Source organism: Cuspidothrix issatschenkoi CHARLIE-1, from assembly GCF_002934005.1.
GTDB lineage: Bacteria > Cyanobacteriota > Cyanobacteriia > Cyanobacteriales > Nostocaceae > Cuspidothrix > Cuspidothrix issatschenkoi.
On record NZ_PGEM01000102.1, the window covers coordinates 1 to 15,313 of the forward strand.

A 15,313-nucleotide genomic window follows, 5' to 3' on the forward strand; every position below is an offset into this window, starting at 1 on the left:
AATAAGTGGTTTATAGAAAGTTAAGGGAAAATTGAAACTGTAACTATCACCAAAAATTGCAGTGAACAATATTTCGCTGCTATTTTATTTGAAGATGGCAAGGAGAAGCCAAAAGCAATTGCAGAAGGTACTGTGCTTATCTCAATGCCAAGCTTTAGCAGCCTGTTTAGTTCTTTTGTTCTAACAAAGTTGATATGCTCCCGTCAAAAACTTGTCATGTATGCCTTAATCAAGTGGGTAGTTTGCCGCTAGATATAAGATTTTGGACTTGTGAAAAGTGCCAGACTAAACATGACAGAGATATTAATGCAGCGATCAACCTCAGAAACGAGGGACTACGAATTTTGACCTCTGGAACGGGGGATAAAGCCTGTCGCCCAGAAGTAAGTCGCAGTAATAGAGGACGAAAGAAGTCTACTACTGCGCTTTCTGTTGGGCAGGAAGCCGACACTGTACCGTCAGGTCAGTGTGGGTAGTTCACGTAACGCCTGATTTAACTTACCACTCCGATAACCTTCTAAATCCAAGGTGACATAAATAAATCCCCAGTTTTGAAATGCCGATACTAGACTTGGTAAATCTGTTGTCATTACAAAATCTTTTATTTTATCTGGTGATAATTCAATTCTGGCTGTATCATCTTCTGAACGTACCCGTAAATTTTGCCAACCTAAATTTCGCAAGTAAATTTCGGCTCTACCTACGCGCTGTAATTTGGCTATGGTAATTTCTTCACCGTAGGGAAAGCGCGAACTTAAACAGGGTTGAGCGGGTTTATCCCACCAAGCTAAACCTAGTTGCTGGGAAATTTGCCGGACTTCGGTTTTTGTGACACCAATTTCTGCTAAGGGCGATCGCGCACCTCTTTCTTTTGCAGCTTGAATTCCGGGACGATAATCATGTAAATCATCGGCATTTACACCATCTACTACATAAGGATAACCCAACTCTAAAGCCAAGGGTTTGAGGGTATCGTGTAATTCACTTTTGCAAAAATAACAACGATTTACTGGGTTAGATGTGTAATTGGGATTGTCCATTTCCTGGGTTTGGACAATTTTATGAGAAATTCCGATAGTTGCGGCTTGGATTTTCGCGTCTTCCAATTCTTCTGGTAATAGAGAAGGAGAAACCGCAGTTACAGCTAAAGCGCGATCGCCTAACACATCATAGGCAATCTTAGCAACTAATGTACTATCAACTCCCCCAGAATAGGCTATTAAAGCCTGTCCCATTTCGGCAAATAAGGCTTGTAATTGCTCTAGTTTTTCTGTTAATGTCATTTTTACTCAAAACCCCATAACACCTGACTAATTCTATTGTAGTCATGGAGATGCTGATCATCACAAACCATCTACCTTGGGAACTGCTAGTTTTGTACTGGTGGGATTAATAATAGTAACTCCTAATTCTTGAGTAATTACTAAAGCTTGTGCATAACACTGAGCAGATAAATGATCAATATTCATGTTTTGATATAATTCTGATAATGCTTCTAATACCTCAGATTCTGCTCGACGACATTCCATTTCTCGAAAAATACTTAATGCTAATTGTAAATGTTGTTCTGCTTCTTGATATTGATTCATCCGCATTAAAGTTTTACCAATATTACAAGTTCCCCATGCTTCTTGAGTTCGATAACCTATTTTTTGGGCAACTTCTAAACCTTGTTTATTGTAATCTAATGCTTTGACATAATCCTCCATACAAATATAAACCAGTCCTAAACTTGTTAATACTATAGATTCTTGTTCAGGATCACCAATTTCTCTCACATTTACTAATTCATTCTGGTAACATTCCAAAGCTTTAGAATATTGTCCTAAATATATATAAGCTAAACCTAACCTGGTATTTAAAATATTTTCTAAATGGCGATTTTTAAGCTCATGAGCAATGGTTAACCCTTGTTCATAAAAATCAATGGCAGTATCATAATTACTCTGCATTAAATACACACTACCCAAATTATTTAAAAGTTGAGATTGCATAGATTTATCATCTAGTTCTATAGCTATTTCTAATCCTTTTTGATAACATTGAAAACACTCAGAATATCTGCTAATACTGTAGTAAACATTGCCTAAACCACATAAATAAGCTAGTTCAGTTACAGGTTCTAAATTACCCAGAAGATGTTTATATAATTGAATTAGTTCTGAATAACATCCCCAGATACCTAATTGTTGATGAAATTGTTGTTGACTGGGTGGAGTTAAAGACATAGATAATATATCACTAGCTCGTTTCCAGGCCTGAGCATCACAAAGATGATAAAGTGCTTGTAAATAACCTTCTAATTTTTGCCGATGACTAGCATTAATATTAATTTGGTAATCTGTTAACCAGTTGATGACGGCAATATAATGATCTAATTGTTGTAAGGGAACTTGTTGTAAAAGATTAGATGGTTGAATGCCTATATTTTCTAGTACGATAGATCCTGATAGTAAGGAGATTTCCATATTATGTCTTTTTTATTCCTTTTGTGTTAATAATTTTTCATAATGAGCTATAGCAACACTTCTCACTAAATTGTGCATTCCTATCAGCATCGTTTCATTATTTGAAAGAAATGAAATTTCTACTAAATAACGATCTTGTAAAGTTTGTAGTGCAAATTGTTGCTGTTCATTAGTATATCCTCTATATTCTAAATGCCTTAACCACCAACTTTGTTGTACTGGAACACGATATACTGAACCTGTGCAAAGTAAAATATAGGCATGATGGGCATTATCTGATAATCTTTTGAAAGTTTGCTCTAGTCTACTTTGGACTTTCATCCGTAGCTGGATGGAATACCGATCTAATTTCCATTGATCATTTGTTGATTCTATTATACCTTGACTAGCTTCTGCTAAAGCTTTTTCTACTTCTTCAATTTCCTGTCCATATTGTTGCCAATAGGTGGAAACTTGAGAGGCAAAATCATTAATAATTTCTCCAGCAATGGTTCTTAATGCTAAAGGATGTCCTTTGTATGCTTTACCTATTCTTAAGAGTAATTTAATTTCCACGGATGGTAAATTAGCACCTAAACCAACTTTGTCAAATAAAGTGAATTGTTCCCTTTCTGTCAATCCATCAACTCGCTGACAGTGCCAGAAATTAGGATAGCGCGATGCTGCTTCTAGCAGTTGATGTGGTAACTCTTGAGAAGTAATAATTAAGCGACTTTTACAAATTTCTGCCGATAATAAACTAGCGAAAAACTGACACCACCATTCATCAATAAAATCACTCCATCCCGTGTTTTCATCTCCCAGTAACACCAATTCCAAAGAATCAATTAAGATTAACTGGGGATGATGACAAAAATATGTAACTAAACGTAGGAGTAAAGACTGTGGTTGTTTTCGTTCTTCTGGTGAAACTTCTTCCCCTGCATTTTCTAACCATTTGACTGCAACACTTACAAAGTCTGAAGGGGTACTTTTATCATCAAAATTTTTCCGATCCAATTTTTTTGGATCATGATCAAATTTACTACTTAACTCAATAGTTAAACGTTCTGCTAATGCAGTTTTACCGATTCCTGTTAGTCCAACTAATAAAAGTAAACGACAAGAACTTTGTAAAAGTTGAGTGAGATTGATAATCAAATCATTTCTTCCAGTCCACCCACTATCATAAACAAAAAATTCAGTTATTAAACTGACGGGATTGGATGGTTCTGATTTATTTGCGGGTATATTTTGGGAAATTAATTCTGGTTTGTATTTATGAAATAAGCTAATCAGTTCTGTGCGTTTGGAAAAACGCTCTCCATCGAGGTTTTTTAAACCAAAAGCTTTACATATAGACTCAATATGTTTGCGAACTGTTGTTCTAGTTATGTAAAGAGACTCCGCAATTTGTTGGTCTTTTTCACCACATAAGAATTTATCTAATACTCGTCGCTGTTTAGGAGTTAGTCCGTCGAGTGCTTGATGGAACTTATCAATATCCACTGTACTGTTTGGGTAATGTTTTGATTGAGTATGTTGTCAGGCTAATCAATATTATACACAGTTGTGAATTTTTCTACACAGTTGCAAAAAATCAGAAATTACTTAGTATGATGTATAAGTAAGCAATATTTATCAATGTCGTATTTATTACATGAAGCAATTGTAGTATAATGTATGGTGAGGTGTTATCAAAGAGCGATAGCGAAGCACTGCTGCAAGCAGTTTGCTCCTAGTTCAATTTATTCAATTTAATTTTTTTGTATAAAAATCATAGACTTAAACAATCTATGAATTTAATATAAGCCCGTATTTGCTACATTTGACTTAAATAAATTGCTGTTACCTATTGGCTAAATGATATCGTGCGATCGCTTTATTTAGCTTTACTTAGTTCTACTTAGGAGATACTGAATCAACCTAAAACCCAGATGAATCAAAGATTAGAGGTAGTTCAAAAAAAATTTCCTCAGTATTTGCAACACAGGCTGAATCTAATCCGTATATAAATTGTAGGCAATATCAAAAGTCTCTATTTAGTTCAATACATTGTCACTCATACAACATTACTTTACACTGTCTAACAGTATGTCAAATTCCATACCACCGGAAAATCCGAATTCTGATGAACTAACAGATGATTTAGATTCTCCCTCAGTAGTTAATTCTCCTGTATCCAACTCCAAAAATCCACAGTTAGTAGTAGAAACTAGCAAAAACGCTGTTTTAGATGTTTGGAGTGCTTTAAAACTGATTTGGAATGATCCCAATAATGGACTGCAAACGGCAATTAATAGTTTGGGAGATAGTCGAATTTTCTATGCCGGAATTGCCCTTTGTATTCTATTTGTTTTAGCTGCGTGGATGGCAGTATTAAAAACAATAGAATCTCTTGCACCATTATTTTCTTTCGGAGGTTTATTTGGTGCAAGTTATAGTACCCAGTTAAGTTTTTCAGAGCAGTTGCGAGTTATTTTAGCCGCCACAATTCCCGTGTTAGGCATGATAGCAGTTTTGTGGATTACCCGCAAAATATTTAAAGGTTCGGGAAATTATCAACAATTCACATTTGTTACAGGTTGTTGTTTTGCCCCTATTACCTTTTTTCTGTTCATGTTGTGGTTATTAGGCAGTAGTGCAACAGAATTAATGGCTTTAATTTCGGTGTTTTGCTGGACTACATTTGTTTTATTTTTGAATACAGCACTCATAGGGGTATTGGGTTTATCTTCTCGCAATGCACTATTGCTAGTGCCGATAGTTTTAGTGGCTGATTTTTTCATCACTAGAGTTGGTTTAGATATTTTGTACTGAAACTATTAAGTTGATAGTTACAGTAGCACAAGCATCTTGCTTGTATTAATTATCCAACTTAAAAACACAACAACTTATCAACATTTTTACAAGGAGTCTATCATGGGTCAGACATTTGTTTTCCTCTTAGCAATACTGGGACTATTGGGATATTTTGTATCCAAAATTTACAATCAAATCAATAGACTCAATTCCAGAGTTGAGAGAAACTTTTCTGGAATAGATACACAATTATCCAGAAGACGCGCTGTTATTAAAAAGTTGGTTAGTAGTGTTGATGGGGAACAAAAAAGCATTATTAGTCAGTTTGAACCATTGACTAATTTAGTAGAAAAAGCCAATTTACAACGGGGAAATCAACAGGCTTTTCTTGATACAGAGAATCAGATATCAAGAATGTGGAATCAAATATTAAACTTACCACAATTGCAAAATATACGCGGGTTTCAAGACCTCAATAAACAAATTGCTGAAATAGAAGAAGAAATTGCAGCAGCTAGAAGAACATACAACGATAGTGTTGAAAGATTTAACACTTATTTAGTGAGTTTTCCCACTGGATTTATTGCACAACTTCTTTTTAAACAATTTCAACAGAAGGCTTATTTTCAAGCAACTGCCGACGAAAGACAAGATTCTGATATAAATTTTAACTTTTAGTTTGTTGTATAGGGAATGAAGTTGAGGTAGATAGAATATGAATGAAAAACATAGTTATGCAGTTGAGAGCTTATTTACTGGTAATGGCTTCAATACTAGACTGATGGAAGTTGAAAAAGCTAGACAGGAAAAGATTAAAAATCAGCTAATTTTTGGAGGATTAATTTTAACTGCACGGATTATCATGGGTATTTTGGGTTGCAGTATTTTGACTTTCATAATCCTATTTTTTGTAGATTCAGGATTTTCTTATATTCTGGTTTCTCTAGTATGTTCAGGTGTTATTTATGGGTTAATGCGTGGTATTGATTGGGCTAAAAATCGCATTGATTTTTTTGTCAGAAAATATAACAATATACTGTTTTATCTTCGTAAAGATGCAATTGAAGGCTTTGTAAAAATAATTTTTCCTGATGCAGAACAGATAATATTTGAACCTCAAATTTCATCTAGGAATCAGATGCAACCAATATTAGCCAGTTTGTTTTATAACAAACTTTATAAATACACAGAAAAAAACACCCTTTCATTTACAATTAATAAACGACCTTTTTACATGGCAGATGTAGAACCTGTTTATATCCTTAATTCTCAGAAAGAATCTATCGAAATTGATAAATTTGTTGATAGATATGATAGAAGAATTGTTTGTTATTTCAAAGGTGTTGTTTATCAAATGGAATATGAAAAAGAAAATCTTAATAGTGATTTCTTAACAGTGATGATTCCTAAAAAAGCTGCACCTAGTCCCACCAAAAAAATCAGAGAAGACCGGAAAACAATGACAGTTAGTAAAGATTATCCTAGATTAGAACTTTTGAGTAGGGATAAACGCAGTCCAGAAAGATTTATGCAGCGAGGTTTTGAGGAATACAGTGTAGAAAATATGGAAATAGAAGATAACTTCTATGTTTTTACAAACAATGAAAACGCCTCCAGAAAACTACTATCCTATCGGTTTATGGAAAAGATTGTAGAAATTACATCACCCAAAAAAGCAGAAACATCTCAACCAAAAGTAGTACAATTTCTTTTAGGTAATCAAGAAAATGCTCCTAATTTATGGATGCAATTTATCAATATTACTCGTCAAAATAATAAACCATTACAGAAATTTACAGTTGTAACTACGAATCAGAATTTGACTTTTTTTGAGCTAACAGGAGAAAAATCTTGTAAATTAGATAACTTTTTACATAACTTTCAAGAACTGGAAAACATATTAAGTTCAATAATTACTGCATTAAATATAGTGCCAACTACTGGAAATTGATATGGAGTGATAACTATGGATTTGAATCTTCAAAATATTAATCTCTATACCTCAGAATCTGACGTGGTAACAACTATCATGAGTCAGCGTCTTCAGAAATTAAAATTACAAGAACCCCGATTAAAATTAGTTTTTCCCCGTGCAATACCCGCTTTTATTTGGTTATTTATGATCCTAGCATCGTTTACTATGTTGGGAATTTCTGTAATTAGTTTTTATCTCAATTTAATAGTGATATCAAAAGTATATTATGATTTGGGTGTTTTTCTAGTATGTTTATTGTTGATACCTTTAATAGTTTCCTGGAGAAAATATGTACAAAACACAAAAAAACATAAAAATCAATGGCATTTATCAAGAACAGAGCCTATTAATATAGTGGAAATAGAAAGCTACTTTTCTGATCAAAAAAATAATTTTATCACAACATATCAGGAATATGTAAACCATGTGCATCAAAAGATAGAGAATGTAGAAAAAATTCAGCATCTTGGTTCAACAACATTAGATGAAGTGCAAAGTTTACAAAATCGAATTTCTCAAGCTGTTGATAGACTAGAAACACTAAAAAATAATTACTTTGCACGGTTAGATAATGTGGAATTGGAATTAAAAAATAGGCTGATCGACCATAAAAGCGATCAGGAAGTGGAAGTAGTGATAGAATCTCAAATTTTAGTAGAAAGATTAGAAGAGGAGGTAGAAGCTATTAATTATTATTTACAAGCTGTGGATGAAATGGGTTGGAAATAATATTGCTGCTGGATTTTATCTAAATTTAATTGGTTAACAAAAAATGAGGTAAAAAAATTATGGGTTGTCTTGCCATTTTCTTAAACTTATTATTTCCTGGATTGGGAACTCTACTATTTACTAATAAAAGAGTTGCAGGATTTATTCAATTGTTGTTATGTATTATTAACGATATCCTGATTTTAGGAACTCTAGGAATTTGGCTTTTTTTTGGTTTGTTTATTCATATAGGACTTTTTGCCTGGGCGTTAGCATCTACCATTGGTTTTATGAGTGAACGAGCAGCGAAAAAAGCAATTCAAGAAGAACGGGAACGTCAAGATTAATTAATAAGAAGTAAAAATAGTATCCCCATAAAAAAATCAAATTATCCAAATAGTCAACACAAGGATTAGTATATGCAGGTAAATCAAATTATTGCTACTGGGTTAATCATTACCAATATTATGCTCTTGTTTTCATCATCAGCACAAGCACAAAATAGAAAACCATCTGTTGAATGTAATGCGGCTTTACAACGGACAAAAAAACAAATTCAAAACAATAGAAAAGTCAAAGTTGTTCATACAAGTCAAGAAAATATTTCTCAACATTACAAACATGATAAAAACTATCCTAAAAATCGTCCACTTTCCTATGGTTTTGGTTTGAGAGGTCCTGCTACATTATCTGTCTTATATTCTGATAAGTTCTTAACTAGAATTGCCAAGGACATTATAGATAATTGCTCATCAATTAGTATGGTTACCTTTGGAGAATACGGAACTGATCATATTGCAACCTACGGATTATTTAAAAATAGCAAAGTTGTGGCTTTTGAATGTGTTGATCCATTAACAATCAAAACAGTTTGGGGACAAACAGGTTGCATTTAGATAAAAGATAATACCTAACAAAACTTATTGGAGAAAAAATGAAAAACTTGTTTATTAGTTTCACAATCACAACTGTATTAATTACATCAATATCATCTTTAGCATTTGCATCACCCAAACCAGAATCTAAACTTCCTTCAGGTCCTTATTATGCAATGGGAACTATGTTTAATAATTCTTGGAGAGAGATTTTAAATCGTAATGGAAAAATTTGCATCAAAATAGTTAACGGACCACCTAATAACTATCGTGGACGAGAAGAAATTATGATTAGTAGCGTATCAAATCGAGGAGGTCAACTTTACATTGATGGTAAAAATCAGGAAATAGAAATTATACCACCTAAAAACTTCCCAGAGTATGATTTCTTAAGTAAATATTCGACTATTCTAGCTGGATTTGGTGATAATAGTGGTGGTGCTTGGGCATTGATAGCAGGAAATAACTCTGATTCTCGTACTACTCCAGCGCAAAATAAGAGAATGCAGGAATGTATAAATACTAAAGGTAATTATGTCCGTAAAATCAAAGGTAGAATGCTGCAAGGGCGATTTTAGATAATTACCTTGCTATGGATTTTGGGTATTTGGTCTATTTTTTTATCCTGCAACGGTTTGGGGCTTATTTTTTCCTGATAAATATTTGAGTCCCGTGATTATGGACAGTTTAATTTGGAATAACAATCTTGAATTGAATATTATGAGTTGTAGAAAATTTTTCCTAACTTTAATTTCTTATTCCATAGGAAACCTGAGTTGTATTGTTGCCTTTTCTCAAGGCTTTTCTTTATTTTTATTAGGGATATTTAATCTATTAAATTTTTTTGATCCTAAAGGTGATTATTACATTAATGTTGAACCAATTTCAGTTAGCCAATATTTAGATATGTCAACTTCAGATGTACCCAATTTTATTAGGCTATCTTGTATGTTTGTCACTTCTGCATTTTTGATGCTACTAGAAGATATCAAAAAGTGTACAGGTGTTTTTTTATTCTTGATCTTAGGGAGTACATTCTGGTATTTAAAATACTATTTTATTACCCAACCAGGCTCTTTTTTAAATTTGCTTATTGGCGAATTATATGTACTATTTATTAATGGTGTAATTGGAATGTACTTCTTTAGAAAGATTGGGAGATTGATAATCAGGTGGAATGTTATCACAAGGATCTGTGATTTAGAATATTTTTTAGAAAGATGCCATGAATGGTTAATTAATCTTTAACAGATTTAATCAGGACTTACGCAAAACAGAACGAAAGTAGGGGTAATTCATGAATTACCCCTACGCAAGAATAATATTCTCAGTTACATCTTGCGTAAGTCCTATTAATGTTAAATCATTTTGACAGTTTAGCTAAAGATTGAACAGCAGATGATTACTTACTCTTGATAGGTTGAGGTACTGAATCTCAGGAGCGATCGCCCCTTTCTATTTTGTTTTTCAAGATTTAGTAGAGGAATTTTTCAGCTTTTTGCAACACGGAGTAAATCTGGTTCGTATATAGATTAAGGAAAACCAGCGGCAAGGAGGAGATCTATCGGCATTTATTCTCCTTAATAATATTAAAGCTGGTGATAGATTCCGCGTTGAGGTCAGGTAAAAGTAGATTGGTAAATTAATAAATCTGGTTGTTATGCAAAACTTGAAAATGTTAATTAAAATCAAGAGTTCTCGCTTTTTCTTAGCTGTTGCCACTCTAACAGCATTTAATTTCATTGTCTTCATACCACACTTCCAACAGCCGCCAGCCCACGCACAAAGTGGAGAAATTATAAAAACAGAAAGTAAACTTTTAATTTCTGCCAGTGCAAATACTAAATTTAAAACTTTTGTAGAAAAGCGGACTTATTCTATTGCTTATCCACAAAACTGGTTTGTTAAAAGAGCATGGAAGTATGAAGCATACATCACTAACCGCAGAATGCCAGAAATAGGTCATGATGGTATTCCTGATTATTTTATTAAAACAGATGTGGCAATTGTTGAGGAAAATTTTCAAGCTTTTAGTAGAGATTTTATAGAAGGCTCCAGAATAATTAAAAGAGCGAATGTAAGAATTGACGGTAAAAATGCTGTCAGATTATGGCGTACAGATAGTGAAAACGAAACATTAGTGTTAGTGACTTTGCTGCCTTACAAACCAAATAAAACAGTCTACATGACAACTTACTACACAAAAAATAATTCTCATCTTTTACCATTGATTGAAAGAATGCACTCATCTTTTAAATCATTGAATTGATAATCAAAATAGTCCTTACTTCAATAATAAACCATCAACCAACTTAACAATATGCAAATAAAATTTTACCGATTAACAGTCATTTTAGTAATTGGTTTTGTTAATAGTATAACATTACCGACATCTGTTAAAGCACAGAAGTCAATGTTAAAATATAAGGAAGCTTTTGTTAATACTAAAAAAATCAAACAAGGGGAGAGTAGCAAATTTCAAAACCTTGAAATCTTTGTAATGCCTAGTGAATATTCAATCCGCTATCCAAAAGGATGGTTTGTAGATATATCCGTATCGGGGAAAGAACCTAGAGGTGTAAAACCAATTACAATTTATGACAAGCAAATATATAATTCTAGTCGAGAAAATGAACTGATTAAATTGATTACCACATCAATCTATCCTGTTTCAGTTTCCTTCGAGCAAACTATTCAAGAATCAAAGAATCAAAGTTTCAAGATTATGAGACAAGGATATACAAAGATAGGGGGGAAAGAAGCCTATAGAATATGGAATGCATTGGACAGTAAAACTGATGGTAGATATGAAATTACAACTTTGATTCGTCATCCGAATGAAACAATGGTAATCTCCAGTTTATACTTTCCTGGTAATGCTGGTGTGGCAGTTCCTATTATTCAGAAAATACATGGTTCATATCGAAGTTTGAGACCATAACGACAATAGAGTAACAGTATACCCCATATAAAACTTTTTAGTTCAACTTATGATAATTTCGCAGGTCAAAAACATCTTGTTAGGTTTCATATCTTGGTTTGGCTGGTTAGCATATATCATCTGGATTTTCAGTTATCTGATTTTGATGATATGTGTAGGCGTAGTAATACTCATCATTCCCATGATTGCCTATATCTTTTTTGCCATTACTTCTGTTATGTCCAGACTGGCACTAGGAGGGATAGGAGTTGGTGATAATTACACTAACTATAATAGCCAATTTGAACTCACTCCCAGCGATGGTATAGGCTATACTCTGACGACAGCCATAACATCTATTGTTCGCTTTATCTTTAAGCTAATTCTTGTACTACCACTGAAATTATTTATTGGTAGTCATACGGGTATGTCAATGGAAACCCCCATAGCTGAAATTCCGGGTTATATGCTGGAAAGTATTAGCTATTTACGTCCTCCACATCGCTTCAGTTTTTACTGTGGTATTGTCAGCTTTCCGTTGATGGCTGGACTCTATTTTTATTTAACCAAAACCTGAAATTTTTTCACCTTTTTGCAACACGGAGTAAATCTGGTTCGTATATAGATTATGGACAACATCTAGTTTAGCAATCTACGTTATCACTCATCAAACATTCATTTCAAAGGAATGGGAAATTATGATCAGAAGTCTCGGGAGTGGAACAGCAATTTTATTATTTTCTTTAGTCAATATCACCACCTTACCAACAACGGTAAAAGCACAGGATTCAAAGATTGCTCAAGCCAGTAAAACCCGAAAGATTGTAGTCAATGAATTTGGCTACTCTTTTGATGTACCAACTTGGGCGCGTGTTGTTAAAGATGGCAGCAGAGGGGGAGTTATTTTAGAAATATTGAAAGAAAATTATTATAAGCAGCGACAACGCGGACGTACACAAAGTGAATGTTTTTATGGTCAAGGAACAACTTTATTTGGCTGCGCTGAATTTGATATCTCTATTATAAGAAATGGTCGTAAAGAATTAGCGGAGACACATAAATTCCTAACTACTGTTTGTTATTGCGATGTGATCTCAGGTCCCAAAGTATACAAAGGTAATATAACAGTAAATAAGCGGACATATCGGAAGTATGAAACAGGGGATGAGGGAGCTTTGTACAACATTTATTTATACTTAACAAAGAAAAATCATTTGGTTATTATTGTTCTCTATAAAGATCCCTATCCAGGTGATAGAGATGCTCTAGTCACAGTTATGGGTTCTTTCAAGGAATAAAAACTGGGAATCTGAAGGAAGTTGTCACAAGCTTGAAATTTTTTTCATCTTTTTGCAACACGGAGTAAATCTGGTTCGTATATAGATTATGGACAGTATTAAATATCTACATCTAGTTCAGCAATCTACCTTATCACTCATTAAACATTTATTTCAAAGGAATTGGAAATTATGATCAGAAATATTAGTAGAGTAACAGCAATTTTATTATTTGCCTTAGTTAATATCATTAACTTACTAACAACGGTAAAAGCTCAAGTGCCTTTTTACAGTTCAAATGTGGAGTGTAACAAGGCAGTTGCTAATGCTAAAAGTCGTTTAAGAAAAATTCCTAATGTGTTAATAGAGGATACTTATACAAAGAATCTTAACCAGGTTTATTCCGATTTCCCAAAAGAACGACCTATTGAATATATCTTTTATCTCACTGGTCCAACACGTAAAGGTCGTATTGTTGAAACTGGTATTAAAAAGGTTGCAAACTCAAAACAATTCATGAAGAATATTAGCCAAGATATTATCTCTAAATGTAGTTCAATTGGTGCAGTCGCTTTCACCAGTACAATAGCTCCAACTTGTAGTATCGCTTTTGGATTAATGCGAGATAAGAAAGTTAAACTATTCGACATTGTAATAGTAGACCCAAATGAAGATATATCCCTAAAGTGGGGACAAACATTCTGCTGGTAACTAGCAAAGCAGATTTTAGTAACATTAACATCGAAATTTATTTATTTTTAATTACCAACATAAGTTATTAAATCATGAGTAGGTCAATTAAGAAAACATCACCTTTTTTTCAATTACTAATTACAGGGTTTACCTTTATCAGTTCTATAACTGTAGCTAATGCAAGTCCTTATGTATCAACTTCTGATAGTTATATGAATGATCAAAGGTCTTGGTACGTTGATTTAGGAACAGTTACTCAAGTCTCAGATAGAATATATAAGTATGTAAAAGCTGGAGTTAATGGAACAGCTATAACAGAGTTCAGTATAAATGTAATAAATGATCAATTTGTCAAAAAAATGAAATCGTTAGAAAGTGAAGTCATTGTTAACTGCAATGATACAACATCACTTCAAATTCTACAAAATCGTTATTATAAAAACGGTAGATTGGTGAAGACTGAAAAACTTAATAAATTTTTAAAGCATAGTCAATCTAATAAATTAGAAAATGGAAATGTAATTGTTTGTCGGTTTTTTGATTCTGCTTCTTTCCAACCAATAAAACCGGGGTTTTATGCTGTGGGACTGAGTAATGGTATTAGAATTGCCATCAGAGGCAACCGAATCTGTTATGAAGAATTTAACCGCCGTAATTTCACGGTTGCTTCTGTTGTCCGTCATCCCCGATACCTCAGTTTATATCAATTGGAATCTGTGGAAAAAAAAGGTTTTTATACAAAAGAGCCTTATTATTTATTTCAAGTTAGATCAAATGAAATTATTCATGGAACTCTAGCACTTCATGGAGGTAAAGAAACCAGTATTCCTTGGGAAACTAGTAAAGAGATAGAGCAATGTTTAAACTCTAATAAAGTTTTCTGGTATTTTAAAAAATTACCAGGTTGGTAAATGAAATAGAATTGTACTTAGAATCATAACAACTATAACTACAAAGGTAATCAATGAAAAGCAAAATACTATTCAATTTGAGCGTGTTTTTAATCCTATTTGGTGTTGATTTACTGCCAGTTCATGCTCAAAAAAATACTAATCAAGTCAATTCAAACAAGGACAATAATCGGAGTTATATTGGACTACGCTATCTTTCTCCTCTCGTCACTCCAGGCTACCTTGACCACCCCAAGGGTATTCAATATTTTGGTGGTTGGGTAGTTGATGATGTTGAATATCCAAAACGCAGCGTATATGGAATCAGTCGCGTTAAAAAAGGAAACCAGGAAATGTTATGGTTTGACATGGTTGTAGATAGAGACAGAAAAGGAAATCCCAGCCAATTGTTAGTTTTGGATGTATTCAGTGTTCCTAAAATGAACAAATCCTACACTTTAATTGGATATGACTGTCTGCGTAACGGTATTCGTGATTATTCAATAATTGCAGTTGCTAAAATTCAAGACACTGAATATTTTAGGCAAATTCAAAAAGCTTGGCGTGCTAACCGTAAAACAAGGAAGTTTGAAGCAATTAGTACAAAGGGTGTAATTTGTGAAAATACAGGTTATGGTCTTTAGAATTTATCAAAAGTGTAATTTAAAAATTCAGGAATATAAACGACAATGACAGTTTCAACACTTTAATCACAAAATTATCCCC

The 15,313-nt window shown here is 33.3% G+C and carries 19 protein-coding genes; 16 read left to right on the top strand and 3 right to left on the bottom strand.

Annotated elements, in window-relative coordinates; genetic code table 11:
- Positions 1-194 precede the first annotated feature (194 nt).
- Positions 195-476, top strand: a complete 282-nt coding sequence (locus CUN59_RS22070) for a zinc ribbon domain-containing protein (RefSeq protein WP_243406942.1) — start codon at positions 195-197, stop codon at positions 474-476.
- Here the strand turns inward: CUN59_RS22070 and larE are convergent.
- From larE to CUN59_RS14050, 3 genes are read right to left on the bottom strand one after another with little or no spacing between them, the layout of a single operon-like run.
- Positions 459-1,283, bottom strand: coding sequence for an ATP-dependent sacrificial sulfur transferase LarE (gene larE, locus CUN59_RS14040; RefSeq protein ID WP_104388426.1), 825 nt, complete (start codon positions 1,281-1,283; stop codon positions 459-461). The two genes, CUN59_RS22070 and larE, sit on opposite strands and share 18 nt — an antisense overlap.
- Before the next feature lie 60 nt (positions 1,284-1,343).
- Entirely contained in the window at positions 1,344-2,468 is a 1,125-nt protein-coding gene (locus tag CUN59_RS14045; RefSeq protein ID WP_243406943.1) for a tetratricopeptide repeat protein, read from the bottom strand.
- 12 nt (positions 2,469-2,480) lie between these two features.
- A complete protein-coding gene (locus CUN59_RS14050; RefSeq protein ID WP_104388427.1) occupies positions 2,481-3,956 on the bottom strand; it encodes a LuxR C-terminal-related transcriptional regulator in 1,476 nt (491 codons plus the stop codon).
- A gap of 585 nt (positions 3,957-4,541) precedes the next feature.
- Between CUN59_RS14050 and CUN59_RS21480 the strand changes: the two genes are divergently transcribed.
- The 15 genes from CUN59_RS21480 (at position 4,542) to CUN59_RS22075 (ending at position 15,231) form a co-directional block, all read left to right on the top strand.
- Positions 4,542-5,267, top strand: a complete 726-nt coding sequence (locus CUN59_RS21480) for a hypothetical protein (protein ID WP_165790206.1) — start codon at positions 4,542-4,544, stop codon at positions 5,265-5,267.
- Positions 5,268-5,369: 102 nt separating this feature from the next.
- Positions 5,370-5,927 (top strand): LemA family protein, encoded by a 558-nt coding sequence (locus CUN59_RS14060; protein ID WP_104388429.1) that lies wholly within the window; start codon positions 5,370-5,372, stop codon positions 5,925-5,927.
- Positions 5,928-5,964: 37 nt separating this feature from the next.
- A complete protein-coding gene (locus tag CUN59_RS14065) occupies positions 5,965-7,200 on the top strand; it encodes a DUF3137 domain-containing protein (RefSeq protein WP_104388430.1) in 1,236 nt (411 codons plus the stop codon).
- A 15-nt stretch (positions 7,201-7,215) separates the two neighbouring features.
- A complete protein-coding gene (locus CUN59_RS14070; RefSeq protein WP_104388431.1) occupies positions 7,216-7,953 on the top strand; it encodes a hypothetical protein in 738 nt (245 codons plus the stop codon).
- A 59-nt stretch (positions 7,954-8,012) separates the two neighbouring features.
- On the top strand, positions 8,013-8,279 hold the full coding sequence (locus tag CUN59_RS14075) for a hypothetical protein (protein ID WP_104388432.1): 267 nt from the start codon (positions 8,013-8,015) through the stop codon (positions 8,277-8,279).
- A gap of 72 nt (positions 8,280-8,351) precedes the next feature.
- Positions 8,352-8,828 carry a hypothetical protein gene (locus CUN59_RS14080; protein WP_104388433.1) on the top strand — a complete coding sequence of 159 codons (477 nt, stop codon included), beginning with the start codon at positions 8,352-8,354 and terminating at the stop codon, positions 8,826-8,828.
- A 38-nt stretch (positions 8,829-8,866) separates the two neighbouring features.
- Positions 8,867-9,385 (top strand): hypothetical protein, encoded by a 519-nt coding sequence (locus tag CUN59_RS14085; RefSeq protein ID WP_104388434.1) that lies wholly within the window; start codon positions 8,867-8,869, stop codon positions 9,383-9,385.
- 100 nt (positions 9,386-9,485) lie between these two features.
- Entirely contained in the window at positions 9,486-10,055 is a 570-nt protein-coding gene (locus CUN59_RS14090) for a hypothetical protein (RefSeq protein ID WP_104388435.1), read from the top strand.
- A gap of 412 nt (positions 10,056-10,467) precedes the next feature.
- The gene (locus tag CUN59_RS14095) at positions 10,468-11,076 is read left to right on the top strand and encodes a PsbP-related protein (protein ID WP_104388436.1); all 609 of its coding nucleotides are present in this window, start codon (positions 10,468-10,470) and stop codon (positions 11,074-11,076) included.
- 51 nt (positions 11,077-11,127) lie between these two features.
- A complete protein-coding gene (locus tag CUN59_RS14100; protein ID WP_243406944.1) occupies positions 11,128-11,748 on the top strand; it encodes a PsbP-related protein in 621 nt (206 codons plus the stop codon).
- Between the two features lie 49 nt (positions 11,749-11,797).
- Positions 11,798-12,304: a hypothetical protein gene (locus CUN59_RS14105; RefSeq protein ID WP_104388437.1), complete on the top strand. Its 507-nt coding sequence runs from the start codon at positions 11,798-11,800 to the stop codon at positions 12,302-12,304.
- A gap of 121 nt (positions 12,305-12,425) precedes the next feature.
- On the top strand, positions 12,426-13,025 hold the full coding sequence (locus tag CUN59_RS14110; protein WP_104388438.1) for a hypothetical protein: 600 nt from the start codon (positions 12,426-12,428) through the stop codon (positions 13,023-13,025).
- 171 nt (positions 13,026-13,196) lie between these two features.
- The gene (locus CUN59_RS14115; protein WP_104388439.1) at positions 13,197-13,715 is read left to right on the top strand and encodes a hypothetical protein; all 519 of its coding nucleotides are present in this window, start codon (positions 13,197-13,199) and stop codon (positions 13,713-13,715) included.
- Between the two features lie 194 nt (positions 13,716-13,909).
- Positions 13,910-14,608, top strand: a complete 699-nt coding sequence (locus tag CUN59_RS14120; protein WP_133164026.1) for a hypothetical protein — start codon at positions 13,910-13,912, stop codon at positions 14,606-14,608.
- Positions 14,609-14,661: 53 nt separating this feature from the next.
- On the top strand, positions 14,662-15,231 hold the full coding sequence (locus CUN59_RS22075; protein ID WP_243406945.1) for a hypothetical protein: 570 nt from the start codon (positions 14,662-14,664) through the stop codon (positions 15,229-15,231).
- The last annotated feature ends 82 nt before the right edge of the window (positions 15,232-15,313 follow it).

Coding starts and splice junctions, on each gene's coding strand:
- CUN59_RS14090 (WP_104388435.1), top strand. CDS start 9,486: ATGGACAGTTTAATTTGGAATAACAATCTTGAATTGAATATTATGAGT.
- CUN59_RS14075 (WP_104388432.1), top strand. CDS start 8,013: ATGGGTTGTCTTGCCATTTTCTTAAACTTATTATTTCCTGGATTGGGA.
- CUN59_RS14105 (WP_104388437.1), top strand. CDS start 11,798: ATGATAATTTCGCAGGTCAAAAACATCTTGTTAGGTTTCATATCTTGG.
- CUN59_RS14085 (WP_104388434.1), top strand. CDS start 8,867: ATGAAAAACTTGTTTATTAGTTTCACAATCACAACTGTATTAATTACA.
- CUN59_RS22070 (WP_243406942.1), top strand. CDS start 195: ATGCTCCCGTCAAAAACTTGTCATGTATGCCTTAATCAAGTGGGTAGT.
- CUN59_RS14110 (WP_104388438.1), top strand. CDS start 12,426: ATGATCAGAAGTCTCGGGAGTGGAACAGCAATTTTATTATTTTCTTTA.
- larE (WP_104388426.1), bottom strand. CDS start 1,283: ATGACATTAACAGAAAAACTAGAGCAATTACAAGCCTTATTTGCCGAA.
- CUN59_RS14100 (WP_243406944.1), top strand. CDS start 11,128: ATGCAAATAAAATTTTACCGATTAACAGTCATTTTAGTAATTGGTTTT.
- CUN59_RS14095 (WP_104388436.1), top strand. CDS start 10,468: ATGCAAAACTTGAAAATGTTAATTAAAATCAAGAGTTCTCGCTTTTTC.
- CUN59_RS14070 (WP_104388431.1), top strand. CDS start 7,216: ATGGATTTGAATCTTCAAAATATTAATCTCTATACCTCAGAATCTGAC.
- CUN59_RS22075 (WP_243406945.1), top strand. CDS start 14,662: ATGAAAAGCAAAATACTATTCAATTTGAGCGTGTTTTTAATCCTATTT.
- CUN59_RS14115 (WP_104388439.1), top strand. CDS start 13,197: ATGATCAGAAATATTAGTAGAGTAACAGCAATTTTATTATTTGCCTTA.
- CUN59_RS14045 (WP_243406943.1), bottom strand. CDS start 2,468: ATGGAAATCTCCTTACTATCAGGATCTATCGTACTAGAAAATATAGGC.
- CUN59_RS21480 (WP_165790206.1), top strand. CDS start 4,542: ATGTCAAATTCCATACCACCGGAAAATCCGAATTCTGATGAACTAACA.
- CUN59_RS14120 (WP_133164026.1), top strand. CDS start 13,910: ATGAATGATCAAAGGTCTTGGTACGTTGATTTAGGAACAGTTACTCAA.
- CUN59_RS14060 (WP_104388429.1), top strand. CDS start 5,370: ATGGGTCAGACATTTGTTTTCCTCTTAGCAATACTGGGACTATTGGGA.
- CUN59_RS14080 (WP_104388433.1), top strand. CDS start 8,352: ATGCAGGTAAATCAAATTATTGCTACTGGGTTAATCATTACCAATATT.
- CUN59_RS14065 (WP_104388430.1), top strand. CDS start 5,965: ATGAATGAAAAACATAGTTATGCAGTTGAGAGCTTATTTACTGGTAAT.